This window comes from Paenibacillus borealis (assembly GCF_000758665.1).
Taxonomy (GTDB): Bacteria; Bacillota; Bacilli; order Paenibacillales; family Paenibacillaceae; genus Paenibacillus_AQ; species Paenibacillus_AQ borealis.
Window position 1 is genome coordinate 6,761,217 of sequence record NZ_CP009285.1, and the last position, 25,570, is coordinate 6,786,786.

Annotated in this window: 20 protein-coding genes; 5 read left to right on the top strand and 15 right to left on the bottom strand. The window is 55.0% G+C overall.

Going from position 1 to position 25,570, the window contains the following annotated elements; translation table 11 throughout:
- Positions 1 to 269 precede the first annotated feature (269 nt).
- The 3 genes from PBOR_RS37225 to PBOR_RS28590 form a co-directional block, all read right to left on the bottom strand.
- Positions 270 to 1,028, bottom strand: coding sequence for an imm11 family protein (locus tag PBOR_RS37225; protein WP_157764160.1), 759 nt, complete (start codon positions 1,026 to 1,028; stop codon positions 270 to 272).
- Positions 1,029 to 1,392: 364 nt separating this feature from the next.
- Positions 1,393 to 2,142 carry a 2,3-diphosphoglycerate-dependent phosphoglycerate mutase gene (gene gpmA / locus PBOR_RS28585; RefSeq protein WP_042217227.1) on the bottom strand — a complete coding sequence of 250 codons (750 nt, stop codon included), beginning with the start codon at positions 2,140 to 2,142 and terminating at the stop codon, positions 1,393 to 1,395.
- A 332-nt stretch (positions 2,143 to 2,474) separates the two neighbouring features.
- Complete coding sequence (locus PBOR_RS28590; RefSeq protein WP_042217228.1) at positions 2,475 to 3,260, bottom strand: helix-turn-helix domain-containing protein; 786 nt, start codon at positions 3,258 to 3,260, stop codon at positions 2,475 to 2,477.
- A 196-nt stretch (positions 3,261 to 3,456) separates the two neighbouring features.
- Between PBOR_RS28590 and PBOR_RS28595 the strand changes: the two genes are divergently transcribed.
- From PBOR_RS28595 to PBOR_RS37825, 3 genes are all read left to right on the top strand, one after another.
- Complete coding sequence (locus PBOR_RS28595) at positions 3,457 to 3,999, top strand: hypothetical protein (protein ID WP_042217229.1); 543 nt, start codon at positions 3,457 to 3,459, stop codon at positions 3,997 to 3,999.
- Between the two features lie 99 nt (positions 4,000 to 4,098).
- A complete protein-coding gene (locus PBOR_RS28600; RefSeq protein WP_042220025.1) occupies positions 4,099 to 5,400 on the top strand; it encodes an aminotransferase class I/II-fold pyridoxal phosphate-dependent enzyme in 1,302 nt (433 codons plus the stop codon).
- Positions 5,401 to 5,553: 153 nt separating this feature from the next.
- Positions 5,554 to 5,670: a YjcZ family sporulation protein gene (locus PBOR_RS37825; protein ID WP_209994562.1), complete on the top strand. Its 117-nt coding sequence runs from the start codon at positions 5,554 to 5,556 to the stop codon at positions 5,668 to 5,670.
- A gap of 178 nt (positions 5,671 to 5,848) precedes the next feature.
- Here the strand turns inward: PBOR_RS37825 and PBOR_RS28605 are convergent, their stop codons facing one another.
- The 5 genes from PBOR_RS28605 to PBOR_RS28625 form a co-directional block, all read right to left on the bottom strand.
- Positions 5,849 to 7,069, bottom strand: a complete 1,221-nt coding sequence (locus tag PBOR_RS28605) for an ABC transporter permease (RefSeq protein WP_042217230.1) — start codon at positions 7,067 to 7,069, stop codon at positions 5,849 to 5,851.
- Position 7,070: 1 nt separating this feature from the next.
- Positions 7,071 to 7,817 (bottom strand): ABC transporter ATP-binding protein, encoded by a 747-nt coding sequence (locus PBOR_RS28610; protein ID WP_039306914.1) that lies wholly within the window; start codon positions 7,815 to 7,817, stop codon positions 7,071 to 7,073.
- Positions 7,814 to 9,301, bottom strand: a complete 1,488-nt coding sequence (locus PBOR_RS28615) for a DEAD/DEAH box helicase (RefSeq protein WP_042217231.1) — start codon at positions 9,299 to 9,301, stop codon at positions 7,814 to 7,816. The genes PBOR_RS28610 and PBOR_RS28615 overlap by 4 nt, the downstream gene beginning before the upstream one ends.
- Positions 9,302 to 9,465: 164 nt before the next feature.
- Positions 9,466 to 10,242: an SDR family NAD(P)-dependent oxidoreductase gene (locus PBOR_RS28620; RefSeq protein WP_042217232.1), complete on the bottom strand. Its 777-nt coding sequence runs from the start codon at positions 10,240 to 10,242 to the stop codon at positions 9,466 to 9,468.
- A 28-nt stretch (positions 10,243 to 10,270) separates the two neighbouring features.
- Positions 10,271 to 10,726 carry a chemotaxis protein CheX gene (locus PBOR_RS28625; RefSeq protein ID WP_042217233.1) on the bottom strand — a complete coding sequence of 152 codons (456 nt, stop codon included), beginning with the start codon at positions 10,724 to 10,726 and terminating at the stop codon, positions 10,271 to 10,273.
- A gap of 298 nt (positions 10,727 to 11,024) precedes the next feature.
- Here PBOR_RS28625 and PBOR_RS28630 point away from each other — a divergent pair, with 298 nt between their 5' ends.
- Entirely contained in the window at positions 11,025 to 11,927 is a 903-nt protein-coding gene (locus PBOR_RS28630) for a LysR family transcriptional regulator (protein WP_042217235.1), read from the top strand.
- 61 nt (positions 11,928 to 11,988) lie between these two features.
- Positions 11,989 to 12,798: a histidinol-phosphatase gene (locus tag PBOR_RS28635; RefSeq protein ID WP_042217236.1), complete on the top strand. Its 810-nt coding sequence runs from the start codon at positions 11,989 to 11,991 to the stop codon at positions 12,796 to 12,798.
- 117 nt (positions 12,799 to 12,915) lie between these two features.
- Here the strand turns inward: PBOR_RS28635 and PBOR_RS28640 are convergent, their stop codons facing one another.
- The 7 genes from PBOR_RS28640 to PBOR_RS28670 form a co-directional block, all read right to left on the bottom strand.
- A complete protein-coding gene (locus PBOR_RS28640; protein ID WP_245648308.1) occupies positions 12,916 to 13,656 on the bottom strand; it encodes an NADPH-dependent oxidoreductase in 741 nt (246 codons plus the stop codon).
- A gap of 226 nt (positions 13,657 to 13,882) precedes the next feature.
- Positions 13,883 to 14,425 carry a GNAT family N-acetyltransferase gene (locus PBOR_RS35775; RefSeq protein ID WP_052429681.1) on the bottom strand — a complete coding sequence of 181 codons (543 nt, stop codon included), beginning with the start codon at positions 14,423 to 14,425 and terminating at the stop codon, positions 13,883 to 13,885.
- 56 nt (positions 14,426 to 14,481) lie between these two features.
- Positions 14,482 to 15,417, bottom strand: coding sequence for a metallophosphoesterase (locus PBOR_RS28650; protein ID WP_042217240.1), 936 nt, complete (start codon positions 15,415 to 15,417; stop codon positions 14,482 to 14,484).
- Positions 15,418 to 15,661: 244 nt separating this feature from the next.
- Entirely contained in the window at positions 15,662 to 16,501 is an 840-nt protein-coding gene (locus tag PBOR_RS28655; protein WP_081972229.1) for a potassium channel family protein, read from the bottom strand.
- Between the two features lie 135 nt (positions 16,502 to 16,636).
- Positions 16,637 to 17,470 (bottom strand): DUF3891 family protein, encoded by an 834-nt coding sequence (locus PBOR_RS28660; RefSeq protein WP_157764161.1) that lies wholly within the window; start codon positions 17,468 to 17,470, stop codon positions 16,637 to 16,639.
- Positions 17,471 to 17,850: 380 nt separating this feature from the next.
- Positions 17,851 to 23,901, bottom strand: coding sequence for a glycosyl hydrolase family 28-related protein (locus tag PBOR_RS28665; protein WP_042217242.1), 6,051 nt, complete (start codon positions 23,899 to 23,901; stop codon positions 17,851 to 17,853).
- Between the two features lie 118 nt (positions 23,902 to 24,019).
- Entirely contained in the window at positions 24,020 to 25,567 is a 1,548-nt protein-coding gene (locus PBOR_RS28670) for an extracellular solute-binding protein (protein ID WP_042217243.1), read from the bottom strand.
- Positions 25,568 to 25,570 lie beyond the last annotated feature (3 nt).

The window sequence follows — 25,570 nt, forward strand, 5'->3', positions numbered from 1 at the left end:
CCACTTAGAAAGGATAATCTTTCAACAAGAACCTAACAACAATTAAAATTGTATTATTATGTAATTCAATGTCGAAAAATGACGCAATTCAAAAGATACTACTAAAGACATGCGCCGCAGGCTGGTGGCTATTGTAGTTTCATGGCCCTTGAACCCTATTTTTTGTTGCTTGCTGGCAACCCGTTGTCACACAAATGCCAAAAAAGCCCTGCAACGAAATTCTGCAGAGCTGAATACACTCATACACTCATCCAGTATACTAATACCAACTACCAATTGAAGCTGTCAATTTCACATTTCTCCACCTCATGCCAGCTATAGCCAAGCAGAATCGGCGGGATATACACCGGCCTGCCCCACCGGTATTTCAGCTCCAATGTTAATTCCCCCAGCCAAAACTCACCTTCCTCATCAAACTGCATTCTCCACTTCCCGCTGCCGACAGCCTGACCTTGGTCCATTCTTTGCTCTGCTTCTGTATAAGTGAACTCCGAATCGTATACGACAGAGAAGTCCAGACCTGGCAATTGATAATCTTCTATAAGCTCTCTGAATAATTCAGTAACAAACACTTTTGTTGTCGCCAGCTCTTCCGTTTTGAACAGATATGTATTTTTCGGGATTTTAGCAAAATCAAATACCAGTTTATCAAAACGCATAAAATACTTTTCATAAAGCCATTGTGCTTCCGAACGCTGCCAGTCCACACAATCCAAAATATTCGTTACATTCATCATATAAAGTTCAAACTCATTATGTAAAAGGGGAAGGAACTCAACCTCAGTAGGTGTATGAGGCTTAAGAATTTGCATAACCTTTTCGGAGACTATTGGTTTCTCGGGTATCAGATACGGAAATTCATTAAATTTTCTGCGTTTATAAGTCTGCATTTCAGCGGGCTGCCAATCTCGGGCTAGATTTTGTTCTTTAAAGTCACTTCGAATAGGATGAGACGAAAGTGCGTCACGATTTTTCATAATTAATGTAGTTGTGTTGGAATGGTTAACCTTTAATTCATATACCTTCATTCATGCACCTCAGTTTTTATTCAATAAATTATCGTCAAATAGTCAGATCCAGAATTTTACTTAACAAGAATAAACATATTATCAAATACACTCAACTACAAAATTTGTAAAATCTCAGCTGTATCTTGCCGAATTCATTCACAATCTGAAAAACACTACTTTTGGCATATCCCAAAGGCTGGAGCAGAGAGTTATAACTTGGCACTTGTACCCTATTGATTTCAGCTTCCTATTCAGAACGTTTATGCAGACACCAAAAAAGGGAGTATCCCAAAACCACGAAATGGCTGGAACACTCCCTTTATTATCATTGATTAGACTTAGCTCAACAAAGCAAGTAGAACAGGATCGCACAATCCCCGAGTCACTCCGTAATCTTACTCTGATTAGCTACCTCGCGCGCTTTCTCCTGTACCTCTTCCGGTTCGCCGAGATAGAAGCGGCTGATCGGCTTCACATCGTCATCGAGCTTATAGACAAGCGGGACGCCGGTTGGAATATTGAGATCCAGCAGCGCCGTTTCATCAATATCCTCCATGTATTTGATCAGGGCCCGCAGCGTATTGCCATGCGCCGAGATCAGCACACGCTCCTTCTTGCGGATCAGCGGGACAATCCGGTTGCCCCAGAAATCGCCGACCCGGTGCACGGTATCCTCCAGACTCTCACCGCGCGGGATGTCGCCCGGACGCACTTCCTTATAGCGGATATCATTTCTGGCATAGCGCGGATCATCCGGCTCCAGCATCGGAGGACGGACCGAGAGGCTGCGCCGCCAGATATGGAGCTGCTCCTCGCCGTATTTCAGTGCGGTTTCACTTTTGCTGAGGCCCTGCAGCGCCCCGTAATGACGCTCATTCAGCTTCCACGATTTCTGCACTGGAATCCACAGCAAATCCATCTCATCCAGCACATAGTTGAGTGTCTTGATCGAACGCTTCAGCACGGAGGCGAACGCAAGATCGAATGTGTACCCTGCATCCTTCAGCAGCTTGCCTGCTTTCTTCGCCTCTTCTACACCCTTTTCCGTCAGATCGGGATCGCTCCAGCCCGTAAACAGGTTCTGCCGGTTGTATTCGCTCTCTCCATGCCGTATCAGTACTATTTCGTACATAAGTTCTCTCCTTCTCCCGTGTGTTTATTCAGCTGCCCTTAGCGGCAGCCTCTCAGGTCTTATGCTGTTCTTCCCTATATTCTGTCACAGACGGGTGCCCTCTTCAACTTTACCGGACCGGACGGCCGAACCGTGAACAGATGAATCAGCTCCGCTTCACAGCGGAAGCCGTCTCCGCATGGAACTCTCTGCAATAGTATTACCCCAAAAGAATGACCCCACAAACCAGGGCGCAGCTTCGATGATTACTCAGGTACCTGGCAGGGATCCCAAAACCATACAAATTCTAAAAACCCTGCCGGGGAATCCGGCAGGGCAGTGAGCGATAAAGTTCAGCGTATTTCCGACGGGCTTTTGCCGGTATGCTGCTTGAACTGGCGGCTGAAGAAGAATATATCGCGGTAGCCCAGCGCATCCGCTACCTCAGTCACATTCATACCGGCGTACAGCAAGAGATGCTGGGCCCGTTCAATCCGGGTGCGGATCACATAGGACTGCACGGAAGAGCCGGTAATCTCTTTGAACTTGATCGAGAAGTAACGGGGCGACAGTCCTGCCCGTGCGGCCAGATCCTCCACCCGGTGCGCTGCACCGGGATGCTGGCTGACATAGTTAGCCACCTCATGGATCACCTCCGCCAGCTGGTTGCTGACATGGCGCTCTACCGGCACGACCTGGTCCTGCCGCAGCAGATGAATCATCAGCTGCTTCAGGATCAGGCGGCCTTCCTCCTCTGCAGCGTAAGTCTGCACCAGGAACAGGCGGACGTAACGGGCCAGCAGATGCTCGAACTCCACGGTCTCCTCCAGTTCGTGATAAGGCGCAGGAATCTCCGTTACCTCTTCGGCGACATCGAAATGAATATATGTAAGCACAAGCGGTTTCTGCGGATTATGTGTAGCACTTGTATGATCCCCCGGCCGGAACAGGAAGCAGCTTCCCTTTCCCACCTGATAAGGCACACCGCTGCGCACAACGGTTCCTTCCCCGCTCCACACATAGAACAAATCATAATTTTGCAGCGGCTTCTCTCTTTTTTGCCACTTCCAGCCCGGTTCACAGACGATCTTCGCTAAGGCCGGGAGGATTACAAAAGAGGATGGCGATGCATGCAGCATATTGGTCCCTCCTAAAGTTTGGTGAGCATGTCTTCACTGTAATACTTCGAACAAAACCCGCTTTGGAAGCGTAAGCTTACTTTTCATAATACCTTGTACGGTTCCCATTTGTACATCTTCCCATCTCTGCACTGTTCCTATCATCCCTTTATCTGTTAAAATATAGTAATATCCTCTATAGATCGGCGGGAAGCCTATGGACTACCACTATCTCTTTCACTATTATGATGAATCAACCGGCCCCTTCCGGAATCTGTCGGATCTTCCGCCTGAATCGGCGGAGACGGTGCTGCGGGATATCCGCGAGCAGAAGAAGGGCTTTGCCAGTCAGCGTTCCGCCGATTATCTGCAGATCCGCCACAGCCTTGAACAGAAGGCAAGAGATCTATTTATCGCCAAAGGAGGCCAGCCGGTCCGCCAGCAGCCGCATTATATGACCCTAGGGAGATGCCCCTGGCTGCTGGAGTGGTACCCGGAGGGGAGGGAGCTGGCCATCCCGGTTGCGGCATTCACCCCTGAGCGGATCAGCTTCACCTACGGCGATTTATTTCCCACTATGCGCTATCCGGACAGCAAGCCTTACCGTGAACAGGTGTACACACTGCAAGAGATCCTTGAGGTAGTCCGCGAATACGGTCTTCCGCAGAAATGGAACGCCACAGGAGACCTTGGCCCCGAGCGTTACGTCGAAGCCCAGGTCTGGGAGGAGCCGCCCGGCTTATTGCAAAAGTATTTATGAAAACGCGGCATTCCTCAGTGACGGCGGCAATTCACGGTGATATAATGTTAGGCAATGTTAGCGTATATATCCCAGAAGAATACCGGAAGGATGAAACTGATGAATCCACTGGCTGGACAATTAAATGACAGCATCAAGGCAGGCAATGAACATGTGTACGATATGCTCTCTAATCTCGGTAAGGCAATCTATTTCCCCAAAGAGGGCATCCTGAGCCAATCCGCAGAAGCGACGGCTCATGCCAAGAAGTATAATGCTACCATCGGTATTGCTACCGAGAACGGAATGCCGATGCATCTTGGTGTGATCCAGGATAAACTCTCCGCCTACAGCCCCAAAGACCTGTACGGCTACGCGCCTCCTGCAGGCAAGCCGGAGCTGCGCACGGTATGGCGGGAGAAGATGCTGCGTGAGAATCCGTCGCTTGAAGGCAAGTCCTTCAGCAATCCTGTCGTTACGAACGCCCTGACACACGGCCTTAGCATAGTTGCCGACTTGTTCGCAGAACAAGGGGATGCCGTCATCTATCCGGACAAAAACTGGGAGAACTACGAGCTGACCTTCGGCATCCGCCGTCTGACCGAAACCGTTAACTATCCGCTGTTCACCGAAGATATGAGCTTCAACAGCGAAGGGTTGCTGGACGCGCTGCTGGCCCAGAAGGACCGCGGCAAAGCGATCGTCCTGCTCAACTTCCCTAACAATCCGACAGGGTATACACCTGGCATTAAAGAAGGCGAAGCTATTGTTGCCGCCATCCTTCGTGCCGCTGAAGAAGGCATTAATGTCGTGGTGGTCAGCGACGACGCTTATTTCGGACTCTTTTTCGAGGATTCACTGAAGGAATCGCTGTTTGGCAAGCTGGCTAACCTGCATCCGCGTGTGCTGGCAGTCAAGATCGACGGGGCAACCAAAGAGGAGTTTGTCTGGGGCTTCCGCGTCGGCTTCATCACATACGCTTCCGAGAACAAAGAGCTGCTGGCAGCCCTGGAGCAGAAGACACTCGGTATTATCCGGGCCACTATCTCCAGCGGAGCACATCCGTCACAGACCTTCGTACTGGACGCACTGAAGGCACCGGAATTCGCCGCACAAAAGGAAGAGAAGTTCCAGATCATGAAAGGCCGGGCCAACAAAGTGAAGGCGCTGCTGGACAGCGGCAAATACGGCGATGACGTATGGACTTATTATCCGTTCAACTCCGGGTACTTCATGTGCCTCAAGCTGCTCACCGTGCCGGCTGAAGCCCTACGGCTCCACCTGATCCACAATTACGGTCTGGGCACCATCGCCCTCGGCGAAAGCGATCTGCGCATTGCCTTCTCCTGTATCGAAGAGGATCAGCTTGAGGATCTGTTCGATCTGGTCTATGCAGGCATCCGCGATTTGGAGAAAGCCTGATTTCCGTCCTTTGCATACGTAAGTCAGCTCCGGATTTCCGGGGCTGATTTTTTTTACCCCGCCCTATGGCATTGGCCTATACACGTTCTTCCCTCCGCACATACAATACGATGTACTCAAGTACAACAACTCAAACGCGAAAGGGGAATGAACATGAGCGAAGAAGTTAGAGGCGGATACGGATACGGACACGGTGCATTCACAAGCACAGGCGCAATTCTGGTTCTCTTTATCCTGCTGGTTATCATCAGCCGTTCACTCTTTGTCTAACCGGGAATAAGTCCCTGGAGGGAGCCCAGTGCTCTCTCCGCTCCCCGTGTTGCAGCATTCCCTGTTCCACCTGAAATTAAGAGGGCAAACCCCTCTGTATAAAAATGGCCTCACGCTCCGCTTGGCGGAGAATGAGGCCATTTTTCATGTGACAATTCCTATCCAAACAACACCTGTTCTACAAGTCATCCTCATCCATGCGGGCTTCCTTTCGGGTCGAATAGGCTTTGAACAGATAGGCCAGCAGGAATCCGCAGGCAAATGTCCCGAGAACCGGCAGCGGACGCTCTCCCAGCTGAAGCAGAAGAGGCAAGCCGGTCAGCAGCGCCAGCACCATATGCGCCCGGAAGACAAACTGGATGGTTCCCTTGCTCTTGCTGCCTTCCGGCAGCGGATACACGGTCAGCCAGAACGACTCGCTGTGCAGCTTGCGCAGCGCCGTCAGCTGAATCCCCATCAGGAAAAGGAAGAATACATAGATGCCGCTGCCGGTATAGCTGGCCTGATTCATCCAGACCAGGAACAGGTCCAGCACGGCGATCCGCAGGACGATCCCGAAGATGTCGCCCCGGGCGAAGCTTTTGGTCAAGAGGAACCGGTAAGCCGAATTCCGCTGCCAGGGTATGCCGCCGCCCCACCGAGACAGGTAGCGCCGGGCATAGACCCGCTGCTCACGTCCGGGGACATCAACGAACCAGCCGAGGACCATAAGCGCCCGGGTCCCCTGATTCTTCTCCATCGTAATCAGGCGTTCCCACGGAACAGAGTGCCGGCCGGGTACGGCCAGCGCTGCCGCGTAAGCTGCCCCCAGAATTACGATGAAGATCAGAGCACGGACCGAAGGCTGCCATACCCAGGCGGCAACCATCAGGGTGCCCACTGCCCAGCGCAGCAGGTTGTAGCCTATAGCCGCCGGCCGGGAGAGCATAGCGGTCTCCCGCCATAACCCGAAGCTGGCGAGCAGCTTCACCAGGATCAGGACGAGGAGCGTAGCCAGCAGTCCCTTATGGGATTCATCCGTGCGTATGTACAGCGGCCATAATGTAATGAGGACAAAAGCCAGCCGCAGGATCTTCCACACATTCCCGCTGACCCAGGACGGGGCGAAATACTCCTTCATCCGGTGGCCCTGCGGCAGCAGGAAGATGGTATCCGGAGTCTGCAGATAGGTCCGGAAGCTGCTGTGCACCGCCGCCGGCACAAGCAGGACGAGCATAATCCAGTGGATGGGAATGCCTGACGGAAGATCACGCAGCAGGGAAGTGTACCAGGCGGAGAAGATGATCAGCACCAGCAGGAAAACCATTGCTACACCGCTCTGAATGATATACCCCATATAGGGGATCAGGCTTCCTGTAAACCGGCTGCGCCGCTGCCGGCGCAGCTCCTTCAAATCCATATCATTTCCCTCCCTGAACCAGCTCGTAGAACAGCTGCTCCAAATTCAAGCCCTGCAGCCCGGCCTTCGCGGTCATCTCGGCGAGCGTTCCCTCCGCGATGACCATTCCGCGGTGCAGGACAATGAACCGGTCGCAGTAGTTCTCGATGGTGGAGAGGATATGCGAGCTGAGCAGGATGGATGCCCCGGATTTCTTCAGGTCCAGCATGAAATCCAGCAGGGAGCGGATGCCGAGCGGATCGAGGCCGAGGAACGGCTCGTCAATGACATACAGTGCCGGGCGTGCTACGAATGCACACATAATCATTACCTTTTGCTTCATGCCTTTGGATAGATGGGAGGACAATGTATCCATCTTGTCCTCCATATTGAAGAGTGCGGCCAGCTGGCCGGTGCGCGATTCATAATCACTGCGCTCCACGCCGTAAGCTCTGGCAGTGAATTCAACATGCTCGCGGACTGTCATTTCCTCATAGAGCAGCGGAGATTCTGGAACGAAGGACAGTGCGCTGTGATAGCTCTCAGGGTCGCTGCTGCGCGTCTTGCCCTGTACCGTAATCTCACCCTTATGCGGAGACATGAGTCCCAGGATATGCTTCATGGTTGTACTTTTGCCTGCGCCGTTTAAACCGATAAGCCCGACCATTTCACCGGGCTGAACCTGCAGGCCGATATCATGAAGCACCGGCTTGTTCAGGCTGTATCCTCCGCTTAAGCCCGTAATTTGCAATACGGGGGCTGTGTTCATTGACCGTCACCTCTCGGGGTTTTGTTCTTGAGCCACTTCGGGGCTCCCTTGTTCTTGCGGTTCTTGTCCCGCTCCGCATTGCTGAGCGCCTTGCTTGCCGGTGCCGCGCCGCTGCGCGTGCTCGCGGCAATTCCCGGCCGGTGCTGCTGCTCTCGCCGCACCGCACCGGCACCACCGCTGCCGCCAGCTGCGCCCGGCTGCGCGGCCGGAGCTTCGCCGCCTGTCCCTCCGGCTGTTCCAGCCGCCGAGGTCCGCACCTGCGGCTTGCCGGTGCGCGGCGCAGCTTCGCCGCCGCGCGGGGCACTTTCGCGGCGCGTTGCACCGCCGCCGCGGAATTCACTGCGCTCGCCCTCCGTCAGCGCCTTGCCAAAGGCCATTTCCCGCTCGTCCAGCTGGATATCCAGCTCGCGGGCGAATTTGCGCATGATGAACGTCTGCTGCTCCGTAACAATCGTTACGGACAATCCGCGTTTGCCCATGCGCCCCGTCCGTCCGGCACGGTGGACATAGTGCTCGGAGTCAAAGGCCGGATCGAAGCTGACGACCAGCGTCAGATTCTCAATGTCCAGGCCTCTGGCCGCCACGTCGCTGGCGACCAGCACCTTGAACTTGCCGTCCCGGAAGCGGGCCAGCACGTTTGCGCGCGTAACCTTGTCGGCGTCGCCGTACAGCGCTGCGGCCGGAAGTCCCAGATGGTTCAGCTTCGCAGTCACTTCAGCGATGTCATCAGTAGCATTGACGAACACAATCGCCCGCTCCGGCTTGTAGTGGCGGATCACCCGGCGCAGCATATCCACCTTGTTCCGCTCCTCGGATACCACATAGTGATGCTCCAGGCTCTGAGCCGTCATCATACCGGGATCAATGCCCACCTCTGCGATATTCTTCATCTCACGGTTAGCCAGCAGCTTGGTCTCCGGCCCGATGGTCGCGGACAGCATGACCAATTGGCGTGTGCGAAGCGCGCTGCTGACGATCTTCGTCACTTCGCCCGCGCCGCTAAGCTGGAACATCTGGTCCGCCTCATCCAGCACAATCGTCGTCACCTCATGCATCTTCAGCTTGCGCAGCCCGATCAGCTCCCGCACGCGTCCCGGTGTGCCTACCACCAGCTGGGGATGCTCGCGCAGCTTGTCAATCTGGCGTTTGATCGCCGCTCCGCCGATCAGCCCCATCGCCCGGATGCCCCGGTGTGCCCCGTAGCGCTCCGCTTCGCGGAGGATCTGCATGGCCAGCTCCTGGGTCGGAGCCAGTACCAGCTTCTGCACCGACTTCTGGTCCGGATTAATCCCTTGCAGCAGCGGCAGCAGGTAGGCCAGCGTTTTGCCTGTCCCTGTCTGGGAAGCGGCCAGCACATCTCTTCCTTCCAGCAGAAGCGGGATCGTCTGCTCCTGTACCGGGGATGGTTCGGTGATGCCGAATTCAGACAATCGGGCAACTAGGTCTTCCTCAATGCCGATAGCTGCAAAAGAAGCTTTATTCATAATAGTAATTCATCCTTTTCGCTTAAGATAATATGTTCATTATATGCCAAAAAGGCCTCTCCACCAAATGGAAGGCCATAAGTTCCAATCTACGCCATATTTTATATATGTAATTCCATCCTGCATGCAAAAGGGGACAAGCCGTTTGCTTCATAGCTGAGTAATCATTTTCTGTTCATTGCATTATAGGTCAGCTTATCCGCCAGCCGCGGAAACAAGCCGTATAGACGAATCCCGAAGGCTGCCAGTCCGGGAAGATCCACTTCTTCCTTGCCTTTCTCCATCAGCTTCACAATCTTCGCAGACACATGCTGCGGAGTCATCATGATCCGGCTCACGCTTTTCTCATAATTGCCTGAAGGATCAGCGGTCTTGAAGAATTCGGTGGCGATCGGTCCGGGGTTCACGGCCGAGACAATAATCCCGCTCTTGCGGAGCTCCTGGCGGAGCGCATTGGTGAAGCCGAGAACAGCATGCTTGGTAGCCGTATAGGCAACCGCGCGGGCTGTGCCGATTTTGCCGGCCATAGAAGCAACATTCACGATCTGACCGCTGCCGCGCTCCAGCATATGAGGCACTACCGCCTTGGTGCAGCGGACAATCCCCATATAGTTCACGTCCATCATAGCATCGAATTCGCCGGGCTCCATCTCCGTAAACGCTGCAAACTTGCCGTAACCGGCATTGTTGAGCAGAATATCAATTCTGCCGTACTGGTCAAGAATCTCCCCGAAGGTACGCTCCACTGCCGCCTCATCGGTCACATCACAGACGAACAGTCCAAAAACGCCCGGTATCCCGGCCGCGGTTTCTTTCAGCTTGTCTCCCGAACGGGCCAGCAGAATGGGAACAGCCCCGCGCTGGCTGAGCATCTGTGCCGTAAGCGCACCGATTCCGCTCGAAGCTCCTGTAATAACAACAACCTTGCCTTGTAATGCCATGGAATGTGTTCAGCTCCCGATTATCCGCCTAAGAGATCATAACCTGAATATCAAGCTCCCCGATGCCTTCCATCATAAGTGGAATACTCAGCGCTCTGCGCGGCAGAATAGACATGCTCTCCGTCTTCATCAGCTTCGGCGGGGTAATGTCTACCGACACCCCCTGATTGGAGAGAATAGTACTGGCATTGCCGCTGATCATGTTGCCAAGCTCCGAAATTGCACTCTGGCCCATCTCGTCCATTTCTGTAATCACATAGCCGCCCATCATGGCCGAGACCATCTTAAGCGCCACCTGCTCGGCGATCCCGAAGATAATATTCCCGCTGAGCTGACCTGTCATTCCCACTTGAATCCATATATGATTATCGATCAGTTCAATGTCCTTAATACCCAGAATACCGGTAGACGGCGAGACTTGTATCACCTGTTCAATTACAATCCGTGCAGACTCTAGAAACGGATTAATTACTTCTGCTTTCATGAAAGTGTTGTCCCCCCTCGACCAGGCTTTAGTCATATACCAAAAGTCCTAAGCAATAATGATTTATTATACTTCATATATCGGCATTATTCACCAAAAATTAATGGTCTTGTCGAATGAATTCACAAGATAGTTTGGACGGCGACATTGCCCTGCCGGGTGTAATCTCCTATAATTTAATCAAATGCCAACACTGAACGTAAGATTTACGGCGCATACGTCCTCTGGAAAGCACCCGCTTTCCCACAAGTTACAAATATACGGCGGCACCATCCGGTAGCCATTAGGGGGCAAGTCCATGAATATCAGCCAGCTCGAAACACTGATTACCATCTCCAAAACCATGAGTTTCCGTAAGGCGGGCGAACTGCTCAATTTGACCCAGCCAGCGGTTTCAGCCCAGATCAAAAGTCTGGAAGAAGAGTTCAAAACCCAGCTCGTTGACCGGAATCAGCCCGTAACACTGACAGACAGGGGCAAAGTATTTCTCACGCATGCGGAGCAAATCGTAGGTATCGTTGAAGAGCTTAAGCAGCGTCTTGCGGATTTGGAAGAGAATCCTCAAGGGCATATTATTCTCGGCACGACCACCTCCATCGCGATTCAGATTCTGCCGCGGATTCTGTCTTATTTCCAGGACCAGTTCCCGCATATCAAAACCTCGATTTCGTCCATGTCCTCCTCACAAATCTATCAGCATGTCGAAAGCGGAATCGTGGATGTCGGCATCGGCTATCTGATCGGCCGCAGTCCCGGGATGACCACTTCTGTCCTGTATTATGATACCTTTGAACTGGTTGTCTCGCCCCGCCATCCTCTGGCCCAGGTCAAATCAGCCGGGATTGAGGCGCTCGGCAGAACACCGCTCATTCTGCTCTCCCCGGACACCGTCGGACGGAGATTCGTGGATGATGTACTCGCCAAACACGGCATTCACCCCCAGGTCATCATGGAGCTGACCAGCAGCGAAGAGGTGAAACGGATGGTGGAGCTGGATCTTGGGGCAGCAGTTATTTCCAAACAGTCTGTAACCGCCGAGGTCAGAAACGGCACACTCAAAATCGTCCCGATTATCGAGCTTGAGGTCACTCATCCCGTAGGTGTCATCACCAAATCCGGCAAGTATGTCAATTCTGCCATGAGACAGTTCCTGAGCGATCTTAAGGGAATGCCCGAAACCCAATTCATCGGCTCAGAGTAACCGTTAACCATTAACCAGTAACCTATTCTGCCACATTGGCCTAAGGAGATGTGTTCCCGCTATGAATTTCGACCTGCATACCCATCATTTCCGCTGCGGTCATGCTGACGGAAGCATCAGAGATTATATTGAAGCCGGTATATCTGCCGGTCTGGATGTTATCGGTATTTCTGATCACACACCCTATTTCGGAAGTCCGTCTGAGCAGGCTTTTCCGCGTATCGCAATGGCCAAATCGGAGCTTGTCCACTACGTGGAGGAAGTCCTCTCCCTGCAAAAAGAATACGAAGGCCGCATTGATGTCCTGCTCGGCATTGAATCGGACTATTTCCCCGAGCATGCGGAGCTGTACCGCAAGACGCTTGCCGCTTATCCGTTTGACTACGTGATCGGTTCGGTGCACAGCGTAGACGGCAACAGTATTTTTAATAAAAGCCGCTGGAAGGGGCTCAGCCCCGAGCAGAAGCTGGCAGCCAAAGCCGAGTACTACCGGCTGATTGCCGAATCAGCGCGCAGCGGGATGTTCCAGATCCTCGGACATATCGATGCCATGAAAGGCAACTATCCGCAGTTCTCGGAGATCTCCGCTCCCCGCGAGATTGACGAATGCCTGCAGGTGATCAGCGAATGCGGGCTGGCCATCGAGATCAATACCTCGGGCGGCACCAAGCTGTGCGGCGGCTGGTATCCGTCGGATGAGATCCTGGAGCGGGCGCTGCATTTCGGCGTGGAGGTCAGCTTCGGCTCCGATGCCCATAAGCCCTCCCGGGTGGCTGATCAGCGCAATAACGTTGCCGCACGGCTTAAGGAGATCGGATTCAAGCACTGGGTCTACTACAAGCGGCGCGAGAAAATTACCGTAGCACTATAGCAGCAGAATAGACGCGGCAATCCCCGGTTGAACAAAATAAATGCACCGCATATGGTCCGGCTGTAGACGATAATTGCTATCGTCCGCCGTTACCGCTGCGGTGCATTTTTGTTATGGCTATTCCTTATTCAGATTATCGCAGGTGAAGCCCTGCTGCGGGAGCGTCCGCCCGGCGTCGCCGTACTGCGGATTCAGGGCATAGAAGCGGGCAATCGTACTGCTCCAATCCCTTTCCGTAAGCCCCTGAGCCTTAAGCGACTCGCGGTGAGTCTTATTGTATGCTTCGATCAGGCCTTTCTGATCCTGGTTGTACACTTCCTCGTGATACACAGCCTCCATAGGAAGACGCGGCTTCTTCGGCAGCTCTTCCGCCGGGTAGCCAATGCATAGGCCGGCTACCGGGAATACATATTCGGGCAGCTGCAGCAGCTCAATCACTTCCGCTGTGTGGCGGCGCACGCCACCGATCGGGATAATCCCCAGTCCCAGCGACTCCGCGGCAGCCACCGCATTCGATAAGGCAATGCCGACATCGGCAGCGCCGACCAGCAGCGCATCGACATCCCCGGCCGCTTCAAACGGCTGGTCTTCCAGCTCGGCCGCCAGCTTGGCCCGGTGAAAGTCCATGCAGAACACCAGGAACACCGGCGCTTCAGCCACATGCTTCTGGTTCCCGCTCAGGACCGACAGCTGCTGCTTCCGTTCTTCGCTCCGTACCGCTATGATTGATACCTGCTGGCCGTTCACCCAGGATGGGGCTGCCTGGGCCGCCTCAATAATGGTCTTCAGCTTCTCTGGTTCTACCGCCTGCCCGGTATATTGCCGGAACGAGCGGTGGTTCGTAAGTAGTCTAATCACTTCGTTCAAGAGTAATGTCCTCCTCGCCTAATGCTGTTTCTGTATATCCATCATAGCCTAATGCCTCCGGAAACCGCCAGCAGAAACAGGTAAACCCCGGAATCCGGTGAGGAGAGCGCAAAAAAATGGACCCGAATCATCGGGTCCCAGCAGCAGTTATATTTTCAAAAGGGGGTCATGTACTTAGTTTAACCTGACACTGTTAGAGTTTGATAACGGCATTATTTCATTTGTGTAACATTGTGAAGACTTTCATTACATCGCCCGAGCCGTCTGCCATCGGCAGCGTCCGCTCCAGGGTCAGACCGTTCTTGAGCATGACCTGCTCCGATCTGAGGTTGTCCCCGCGGCAGCGGCCCTCCACCTTCTGCAGCTCCAGTTCCCGGAATCCGTAGGCCAAAAGCAGCCCCAGCGCTTCTGTGGCATAGCCGCGCCCCCACCACACAGGATTCAGCATATAGCCCAGCACCGCCTTGCCCTCATGCCGGTTCCAGTTCTGCAGGGAGACTGATCCGATCAGCTCCGGCTGCCCTTTGAGATATATCCCCGCATGCAGTGCGCAAGGATCATAACCATGCAGCATCCGGTTCACCAGCTTATCCAGGACACCCAGCTGGGTCGACGATCCATGGCGCAGCTGAATATGCGGCTGTACCTCCGGATGGGAGAGCAGCGTTCCCAGCACCGCTCTGTCACCGGCCGCCATCGTCTTCAGTTCCACTGCCGTTCCCTGCAGCGCCATGCCCATAATCGCCTCAAAAGTGCTCATGAACTTCACCCTCTTCTGCTGCTCTCGTTAAGCTCCTACCCTCAAGCTCTGCCGTCTTACCCCCGGCGCAGAGTCAGTACCGTAAGCTCCGGCCGGCACATGAAGCGCAGCGGCATCATGGTTTCGCCGAATCCTCTGTTCACATATACCGGCATCGCCTTATTCTCTGTATAATACAGGCCGTTTATGTATTTCTGCGATCCGTAGGGCGTGAACGGCGCACCCAGCAGCGGCAGACGGATCTGACCGCCGTGACTGTGACCCGAGAGCTGCAGGTGAAAAGGATATCCTTCCGCCGTATCGGCGTAATCCGGCTCATGCATCATCAGCACCGTGAATGTGCCTTCCGGAATCCCTTGGATCGCGGCCTCCGGGTCCGGCTTGCCATGCAGCATATCGTCCAGCCCAGCCACTGCCACCACAGCACCGCCCTGTCTGATCAGGTAGGACTGGTTCCGCAGCACACGGAATCCCGATTCGTTCAACAGACGGGTAAGCAGCTCCGTATTCTTGTAATCGTGGTTGCCAAGGATGGCATACTTGCCTAAGGGCGCTTCAAGCTCTGCCAGTATAGAGACCGAATCCGTCAAATCCTCGGCATAGCTGTCCACAATATCTCCGGTGAAGCAGATCAGATCCGGCTTCTCTTCCTTGATGTGTCTAGTCAGCCGGGCCAGATCATGAGCATCCTTATTGAAGCCCAGATGAACATCGCTGAAATGAACCAGCCGGGTTCCGGCAAAGGCTGAAGGGAGATCCTTCAGCGGCAGCTCCCTCCGCGTAATCTCCAGCCAGTTCGGCTCGCCCTGCCAGGCATAGCCGCCTGCGAGCAGACCGGCGCCAACTGCGGTTGCCGCCCCCCGGGCGAGGAACTGGCGGCGGGTCATTTTGCGGCCGCCGCCATTCTCCTTCTCCGGGGGAGTATAGCCGCCGGTGCTTGCAGCAGCCGGCAGGTCAGACCTGGGAGAGCCCCCGGACGATTTGGTACTCATAGGGAGATTCTCCTTTCTATCTTGAAATCTATTTGGTTAATGCTGCTATGTTCCTATATGGACATGCTGATGTCAGCAAATAACTGCACTGGAGTCCGTTAGGATGAATCTGAATATGCCACGCCTCCAAATCAAGCGCGTTTCACCCTTTCAGGTTTACCTTAGCATCTGATTCGGCTTAGCATCCGGTTAATCTTCTGCTTTATCGCTTCCCCCCCGCTTCGGCAGAGCACCATTATCCTGTTCATCGTCCATCCTTTTCTTCTCGTTTATCCTGTGCTTTTTCTTTATCCTGTGCTTCCTGTTTATCCCGTTCCATCCCGCTTTGCGGTTTCGTATTCCCGTCCGCTTCTGTTACCGCCTTATCCCGCCCGCCTTCTGCTTGCTGCTCCAGCTCCTCATGCTTATCCGTGACGGCTTCTTCCACCTTGTCATCGATGTCCACTTCTATAGACGCCTCAATCTCTTCTTCCGTTGTGCCGGGTCCGAGAATTTTGCGGAAGAGGCCCAGCATGGACAGGGCATAGGCCACAGTAATGAAGCTGAAGCTGATCTGCATGACCACGACAAGCCGTGATGTATTGTCTACGGGAGCCACATCGCCGTAACCGACTGTCGTAAAAGTAGCTACGCTGAAGTACAGGAAGGTGATCAGCTGGCTCAGCAGGTCCTGGCCTAATCCCTTGCCCTCGAAGGAGGACTGTCCGAACAGCTTATATATGGATGTATATACGACTGTAAAAAAAATAATACACGTAAACGCAGCGATACTGATCCGGACCAGCGTCTGCTGCATCCGGACCTCCTTGCTGTTCGATTCCTTGATTTCATGAAAAATGAACAGAATATAGAACAGGACCGAGGCCAGGACAAAAATCAGAATCAGACCGCGCAGCCCCCGGTTGCCGGGTACGATCGTTCCCAGATCAATCAGGTTCAGCAGGTCCTCTACCGAGATCAGCGCATAGATCAGGATGGGGGCCAGCAGCACTCCTTTGCCCATCCAGCTCAGCTTCATCCGGAGGAACCACAGCGCCAGCAGTATGATTACAGCAATATTGAAAGTCCATATCCACCATGCCATGTCCCATATTCTCCTGTTCTATGGTCCCGGACTCCTGTCCTGTGGTTCCGGGTCCCGGCTTCCAGCCTTGTCATGAAGGCTCCGTTAACCTGCGCTCTATCGCTGCGCGCCTGATCTGTCCGCCTCTGTCCTCTGCTAGCTCCCGGAGCGTTCAGCTGCACCGGTCTTCACCTGTGCATCTTCTTCTGCTCCGCTAATCAGAGTGATCCGGCATTCTTCCTCCGGAGTCTCCTTGTACGCCAGGGCAATGCCTTTAGACTCGATATCCTTGCGGCTGACCCGGCGCAGCTTGAAGCTTACTCCGATCTCCTTCGTGAATGGAAACGGGGTAAGCGTCAGCGTGGAGGTGTCCTGCCACTCTGCCTGAATCGCACGTCCGGAGGTGAAGCTGAATTCCTCACTGCCCGAGAAGCCGTCTGCGAACCAGGGATGCTTCTCGGACTCGGCACTGCCCGGCTCGCTCAGCGCCAGAAACAGCGACAGGTCATCACAGAACTGCAGCAGTCTGGCGTCATAATACAGTTCACCTTCTTCGAGCGGCCGGCTCTTCTCCAGCTCACGGTGGATCCGGGCTCTGCGCTCCGCTTCATCCTGCAGATATTGCGTGAGCTCCGGGCATTCCTCGCCGGATACCTCGATCAGCCGCTCGAAATGGGAGCTGCACAGCAGCGCCCCATAAGGCGTATCTGCTTCTACCTCGTTGATGCCCCGCCGGTAGAAAGTCAGCTTCGGCACAACGGGGAAATCGATGAAGCTGTATGGCGCATCTTCCGCATCATTCCAGAACGGCGTCTCATCCAGATCGATCCAGCCCCGGTCATGATTGCTCACCGCCCGCAGCACTTCAGCCCGGCGGCCTTCCGCAGGCGTATGCTCCTCCTTGAACCACTTCGCAAATTCCCCGGCCAGCAGCCCGTGCTCATGCTGCTTCACCATCACAAATGCCCCATCCTGTTCGCGACAAATCACTGTAATTCCTCCCCGTTGTCCACTGCTTAACTGCTGGATTTAGCTATGTAGATTATAACATAATCACCTAATTTTATTAGAATCCGTCCGACTACAGCCACCTATGTATGTTCTTGCCTCAAAAAGGACTGTCTACACATGTACCCTTTTTGAGACCTGAAAGAAACACCCTCGGCACGGGAAATTATAACAAATATTAACATATACAACAAATTACAGAATACAAGTGAAAACGGCTACGCCGTCCTTTCAAGGACGGGGCATTTCAGCGGGAAATAGAAGGATAAGTTATCATGCGAAGCCTATAAATTCTAATATTTGAAAAACAGACCTGCCAGAAAACATCTCTGACAGGTCTGGAGATTTACTGCAAAATCCGCTTATATCCCATAAATATAATTGTAAAGGTTATAGATCAGAACCGCAGCCTCTGCGCGGGTCAGACCAAGCTGCGGATTAAGCCTGCCGCGGTCTCCCTGAAGCAGCTTGGCCTGCAGCAGCTGGCTGATGCTGTCACGGGCGTAACCCGAAACCGCCTGCGCATCGGCGAACCGGTACAGCTGCTCCGGTGCAGCCTCAAGCTTGGATGTACCGGGCTTCAGAGCCAGCGCACGCTGCACAAGCACGGCGGCATCCTGTCTGCTGACCGGCTTCTCCGGTTCAAAGCGGTTGCCGCCCGTTCCCCCGGCGATTCCCAGCGCCCGGAAGCCGCTTACAGCCTGCGCGTAATAGGCGTCTGGCCGCACATCGGCGTAAGCATTCCCCGGCGAGGCTGCCGGTTCCGGCTTAAGCTCCAGCACCGCCGACAATAGCATGACCAGGTCCGCTCTTGTAATCGGGGCTTTCGGATTAAAGCTCACTGCCGACTGACCGCGGATAATTCCTTTGGCTGCCAGCGCTCTAATGGCCTGCTTCGCCCAAGGGGCCAGGTTCAGATCGCCAAAGGCAGGAGCAGCAGATACAACTGCATATTCGCTGAAATGAGAGATGCGGAAGGTAATCCTGCCGGTCAAAGGATTATAATGGCCGCTTGCAACCGCAGCTGCTTCTCCGTTGTCGGCAATGTAGCGGACAGCGAGATCTTCATGTTCCTCTCCTGCGGAGAGCTGATAGGGGAGCGATACCGTCACCGGCGCATTGCTGCTTCGCCAGTCCAGCTTCCGGTTCCCGGAGGTAAGGACAATATTTACAGCCGGGCGGCCTGAACTCTGCCGCTGCAGTTCAGCGCCCCAGCCCTCACGGTCCGCTTCCCGGATGGTCACCGTCACATTGGAGCCGGCTGCCGCCAGCGTTGCCGCGTCCAGCATATTTCCCGGCAGAGTGAGCGTCCCTGTGGGGGTTATGAGTTCAATAACCCTGTCCGGACCGGCACCGCCCAGGAAAGCAGAAGGCAGCTGCAATCCATAGCCCCGTGCTCCCGGCGAGCCGGTAATCTGAACAGCTATTTTCCGCACTCCGCCGGTCTCCGCTGTCTGACCGAAGGCCTTCTCCAGCAGCTCTGCGGAGAGCGTAACTCCGGCGGTCTGCGGGCCGGAACCCGGCACGGCCTCCGCCGTGATCATCGCTGTTCCGTCCCCGCTGACGGTAATCACAGGCACCGCCGGTGGAGAAGCTGACGGCGAGGCTGCCGACGCTGGCGCCTGCGAGGCCGGTGGCGGCGTCGGCGCTGCCGTTGCCGACGGTGTTGGCGTCGATGTTGGCGTTGGTGTTGGTGTCAGCGTCGGTGTTGGCGTCGGTGTTGGCGTCGGTGGAGTTGTGCCAGGGTCAAGCAGCGCCAAGCGGTTCTTCAGACCGTCCTTCACATTGCCTTCCGGCAGCAGGGCGACGAAATTGGCGGCGGCATCCACCGCTGTCACCGAAGCTGCGGCTTCCGCGGCGGCGACTGCCGTTTCAGCCGATGCGGCAAGAGCTTCTGCAAATGATCCCTGCAGCAGATACAAATCGCCATAGAGAGTTGCATCCTTGCTTGTGCCGATGCCCTGATTGTATTCGATGAAGCCCGCGCGGCCCGCTCCGTCATTCTCGTTCAAGAGCAGTGTGAAGCCGATGGCATCCTCCGGCGTGAACGCGGTTCCGGGACCATGAAGCTGCGCAAACGGTATGGCAAGCTCATAGAGCGTGACTCCCTCAACTTCATTACGGCTGATATCCGCCTGCACTCCAGGCAGAACTCCGGTATTCAGCCCCTGCGGCGCTCTCCAGCGCCAGGCGCTTACAGTGCCCTGCCCGTTCAGGGCGAAACCAAGCTCACTGACATCCGGACTGGCGCTGCCCTCCTGCCGTGACAGGTCAATACCGAGCTGTAGGCTGTCGCCCTGCCAGATATCCCCGCCCGTCCAGCTCTGGGCATGAACATCGTCATGCACCGCCACCGTCACATACAGGCGGTCTTCATCCCACCGCAGCCTGGCTTCGGCGCTGAGATCACCGGTCCCCTTCCACTGGCCGCCCAGGCTGAAGTAATGCCCGGCATCAGACACGGTTACGGCGGGAGCCGCCGTATTTCCGGCACCGTCCGCACTGAAGGCGGCGAACGACTGCCCGAGCTTGACGGAGGTTACATATGCTTCCCCGTGATCCAGTGTAATCTTGAATTTGAGCGAGTCGCTGGCCAGGAAGGGCAGCGGAATATCGATGCTGCTCCCAGGCTCCACGCCCTCGAAACGCACCGGCTGCATAACGCTCTGATACACAGCAGGCTCCAGCAGCTCCAGCTTGCCCTTCAGCGGCTGCGGCAGCGAAAGATTGGAGAGGGTCAGCACAGCGTTCGGCTGTCCTCCCGCCTCATCAAACGGGGTTACCGCAAGCTGCAGCGACACAGGCACGAGATCGGTGCCTGTCACTCTGGACGGTGCGCGGTTGTCCAGCTGCAGGCCCCCGTTATACAGATTGTTGGTCAGAATGAGCCGTCCGACTGCGGGGTCCGCATAGACATGTGTTGTCCGGGCCTGCTGGAAATACGAATCATACAGGGCGATATCCCCGCCGAGCGCCCCAAGCCCCCGTTCACCCACAGTAGTGACATTAGCCTGCTGGATGTTTATTTTTCCACCGTGAATATCAAAGGATCTGGTCGTATCTCCCCACATGGAGGAGTTGAACAGCGTGGCCTTGGAGTTGAAATCCTCGCCTACCGTTACATAAACCTTATCGGAGGAGCTGAGGGAGACCAGCTCGGTATTGATCAGCGTCAGCCCTTCGGGTGCAGCGCTGTCGAGAACTGCACCTTTTTTGCTGCCATCCGTACCATGGCCAACTACAACCGCCTGCGGCCCCCGGCCATACTGTGCGGCAAAGTGAATGCCATACTGTGAGCCGTAGACGAAGGTATTGAACACGGTCTCTCCGCTGACATCGGCAATCCGGAACGCATCCAGATTGTCTTTCTGGTAGTCCCACAACTGCTGGAAGGCAGCATCGGTGTCAGGATGGTTCGGATAGGTACTTCTGCCATAATAATGCGGATTGAACTGCACATTGCGCACAAACCCTCCACTCGAGCCCCCGCCTACGAAGATGCCCTCCTTCAGCGGAGAACCGGCAACATAGTCAATATAATGCCCGCTTGTATCGTAGCTGCCGAAGTCAATGCCCTGATAAGGATTCACCAGGGTGGCATCAATGGCATATACGCCGTGGCCCTTGCCCCGGACCGTCCAGGCGTAAGGTTTGATATTGCTCCAGTCCTGTTTGTCGTAATAAACAGACAACCCGCGTATACCCGCTGAGGCCTCCAGCGTAATCAGCGCCTCCTCCTCCGGCTTGCCCTCACCGTAATTCGTGAATATCACTGTTCCGCCGCCGATGGTATGATGCGGCACATCCCAGGAGCCTCTCAATTCCACACCAGGCGGCACCGTGAGTCTGGTGTCGATCCGGTAGGTGCCTGCCGGAAGATATACCGTCCCGCCTCCGGCCGCTCCGGCATCGTCAAGTGCCTGCTGCACTGCCGCAGAGACATCAAGCAACCCGCTCCAGTCGGCATTGTAGGGACTGGCAGTCACATCGAACAGCAGATTCGTCGCCGGCTTCGGTGCGGCCGCCCTATCTGTAACGATTCCCTCCGGCAGCACCTCAAGCGTGTAGGCTTCATCCTGATGAACATTGACTTCCGCAGCCTCGCTCTGATCGGCAATTTCAAGCTGCCCGTCATAGCCGGAGTTGATGGCGTTCACCGTGCGCGCTGCGCTTCCCAGCAGCACATGCCTGCCGGGCCGGGCGAAGGTGGACTGGCCGAGCAGCAGCGAGCCGCCATTAGCTGCAATTGCATAGCCGCCTGCCTCCCCGTTCCAGGCGGTGAAGCTGCTGTTCTCGAAGGACAGCACTCCGCTGCCGTCGTTTACCACCGCATTCAGCGGATTGCCGCCGACTGTAACCGTATTGAACTGGGCAATGGAATGGAAGCCTTGCGTAGCCTGAATGGCTACCGGAGCCTCACCGGCTCCTGCTTCAAAGCTGCTGTCCGAGACAAGCAGGCCGTAGTCATTGACCCCCTCAATCTTAAGCGCTACGTTGCAGTCCTTGATGCGGACCCGGTACAACTGCGCATTGGCCGTCTCCAGTGAATCGGTCCGTGTCGTCACCCGCAGGCCGGTCTTGAACCCTGAAATGGACAGGTCGGACATATACTCCCAGTCCGAGCGGCCCATAACCACACCTTCGGCATGGCTGGTCATATAATCGAACAAAGCCTGTTGTTCCGCCGCACCGGGCAGACCTGAACCGGACCAGATCTCCGGAGCCAGTGTCACCCGTTCCAGCCGGCCGATATCGGTGGTGAAATCAAGGAAGATTCCTGTCTTCAGCGCTGTTCCGTATACATCCCTGATGTAGTGCAGCTCGTTCCAGACCGGACCGATCTTGATCCCGTTATAGCTGTTAACGAGAGTAACATTGCTGATCGTAGCGCTGTCCCCCGACAGCTGCTCGAAAGTCCAGGGATATGCTGCCGGAGTGTCCAGTGTCTGCTCCGGATACCAGACCGAGAGATGCGTGACTCCGCTGACCGGCTCCATCCGGATAAGGCTGGTCCCGTTCTCCTCACCCCGCCCTTCATAAGCCGCTAGGACTGTGCCCCGCACTGTGTAATCTCCAGCCGCCGGATCTGGCCGGTCGCCGCGCAGTGTAACCCCGGTTGGAATGACAAGATGCCCGTTCAGCCGGTAGGTTCCCTCAGGCGCGAACACTACACCGCCGCCTTGGACCGAAGCCGCATGAAGCGCGTTCTGAACAGCGGCCGTGTCATCGGTTGTCCCGTCACCTTTGGCCCCGTAATCCTTCACGTTAATATTGGCGATAACAATATCCTCTGTCCCGTATACCGTCTGCACGATACCTGTCTGTGAAGGTGCTGTGATCCGCGGTGATTTCTTCACAGTGACCCTCGCCACCTTAAGATCCGGATTGTTATCCGTCGCACCTGCCCCGCTGATGCCGATCCGGAAGTCGGAGCCGTTCGTGCGGTCTGAGAATTTCGCATCGGCAAGCTTAAATGTATGGCTTAGCCATTGCTTCGTGTCTGTATAGTTAAACAATGTGGCATCCTTGAACGGCGCAGAGACGGCATCATACTGCAGCACCATGCTGCCGCTGCCTTCGTCATAATAATCCACCGTGAGGTATACATCCTGATCCGTATTATCGTACAGGTAATCGTCCGCAACATTCATGTACAGATATAGCGTCCCGCCGTCCGGGGCGGAGCGGTTCGTCGACCAGTACCCCCTGCCGGCCAGGGTACCCGTCAGAACGCCCGGTTCATAATCGCCTCCCCTTGCGGTGATACCCTGCGGCACCGGGGTATCGCCAAGAATAATTCCAGCCTCATCCGATGGCAGCGGTTTCAAGGTTTTGCTTATGCTGACAGAAGCCACCTTGAGATCCCTGTTGGCCGCAGCGCTCACTCCGCCGCCCTCGATGCCGAGGCGGAAGTCTGCGCCATTCGTGCGGTTGCCGAACCAGGCATCGCTCAACTCAAACGTATGCGTTTTCCAGGTATGGGTGTCCGTATACGTGAAGAGCGGCGCATCCTTGAAGGCATTCGATTCGCTGTCATACTGCAGCACTGCCGAACCGTTGCCCTCATCGAAGTATTCCATCGTAACCGATACGTTGTAACCCGTGTTCTCATGCAGGAACAGGTCATCCGCATCCATATAGAAATATACGGTCTGCGGGCCATCCTCGGCCTTGTTCGTCTCCCAATAGGTTATGCCGTCCAGCATGCCTGTCCGCAGTCCGGCAGGGTTATCACCGGCCCGAGGGCTGATGCCGTTGATTACGGGAGTCTCACCCAGCGTAACGCTAATACCGGTGGCGGAATCGCTTGCTTCCGCCGAAGCAGCGGGCAAATACAGGCCCGCAGTCACTAGTGCTATAGCCAGCAGAGAAGAAGTCACACGCCGAAGCCTTTTCGTCCATCTTTGTCCCATCTGTTCACTAACCTCCACCCAATTAATATTAGCTCAAAGAAAAAGCGCCCATGGGCGTAAATCGCTTATGGGCGCTCTTCGTTCAGCAAACCGTACTCCAGCTTGTTGGCGTGATGTTCTATTGTTGGGCGGCCAGGTAAGCATCCACCTGCTTCTGCGTTTCGGAGAGCAGCTTATCCAGCCCGTTGTTCTTCTGCATCTCGATGTAATCGCTGACGGACTTCTCGACATTCTTGACGACGCCGAATTCAATCGGACGGCTGAATTCATCGGAGGCCTGGTCGCGTTTGGCAATTTCGTTCTTCACATTGTCCTCTGCGATAAAGAGACCATCGACTGGTGAGTTCACGTTATTCGGCTCACTGGCAAATGCAGCTTCACTCTCCCAGAAGCCTGCGCCGTAGGTTTGTGTCGGACGCATGAACTGCGGCTTCCAGAAGGCCCATTGTCCGCCCCATTCCATATAGTTGCTGGTGGAAGATTCCATGCCTTCCGGATAGACGGCCATATCGCCGTCAAGCTTGTAGGTTTTGCCTTCGATTCCGTACTGCAGCAGATCATACAGCGTCTTATCCGTCTCTACCATATCGAGGAAGCGGAGCACAAGATCCGGATGCTCGGAGTTCCGGTTGATCGCCAGCACGTTGGCCAGCGCGGTGCGGTTGACGTATTTTTTGTCCGGATAGAGCAGCGACATTTCCTGTTTGTAGGAAGGGTCTACAAAACCGGGATCGGCGTAAGCCCATTCATGCGAAGTGATCGTAAAGAACTTCTTGCCGTTTCTCCACTGTACCTCCTCGCCTTCCTTGTCGATCATGGCATCCCGGTTGATCAGATTGTCGTCATACCAGGTTTTGGAGAGCTTGGCGGATTCCAGATAGAACGGCTGCTGCTCCACCGGCTGGACGGTTACCTTCGGATCGCTCAGGTAGAAGCCGAGACCATGGAAATTGAGGTCCACCCACTCGTCCCGGATCATATACATCGACAGCGGCGTGGTGCGGGACAGCTTTTCGTTCGGATATGCTTTTTTGAACTCGCGGAGCAGCTTGTCGACATCCTCGACCGTCTTCACAGAATCCGCTGCAATCTGGATGCCCGCCTTCTCGGCAAGATCGGAGCGCCAGCCGGCGAATTTGCGTTCATTCATCTTCATGGTCCACGGCAGGCCTACGATATCCCCGTTTACCGTTGCGGCAGACAAAGTGCCCTGCTCTTCATATTTTTTGTACAGGTTCGGGGCATATTTGGGCAGCAGATCGTTCAGTGCCATGTAAGAGCCTTTAGCCGCCATCTGCTTGTAGGACAGCCAGTCGCCGTCAAAGTTCATGTCCCAGCTGTCGCCGGAAGCCGCCATGACCAGCATTTTGTCCTTGAAATCGCCGAAGGGAATCGTGTTGATGTCGAACTTCACATTCAGCCCTTTTTCCTTGACGTAATCGCTGATTTTGCTCCAGACCTCGTCTGTGGCCGCTTTTTTATCGCCTCCGAAGTAGAATTTGAGCGTCACTTCCGGTTCAGTAGCTTTGGTGCCGTTGCCTGGTTCGCCGCTGGCATTGCCGCCAGCCGCATTTCCGGAATTATTATTGCCCCCGCAGGCCGATAATGTGAAGCTGAGCAGCAAAATGGCGGTAAGCAGGAACAACCCCGATTTCCTTGTTCGCATGTA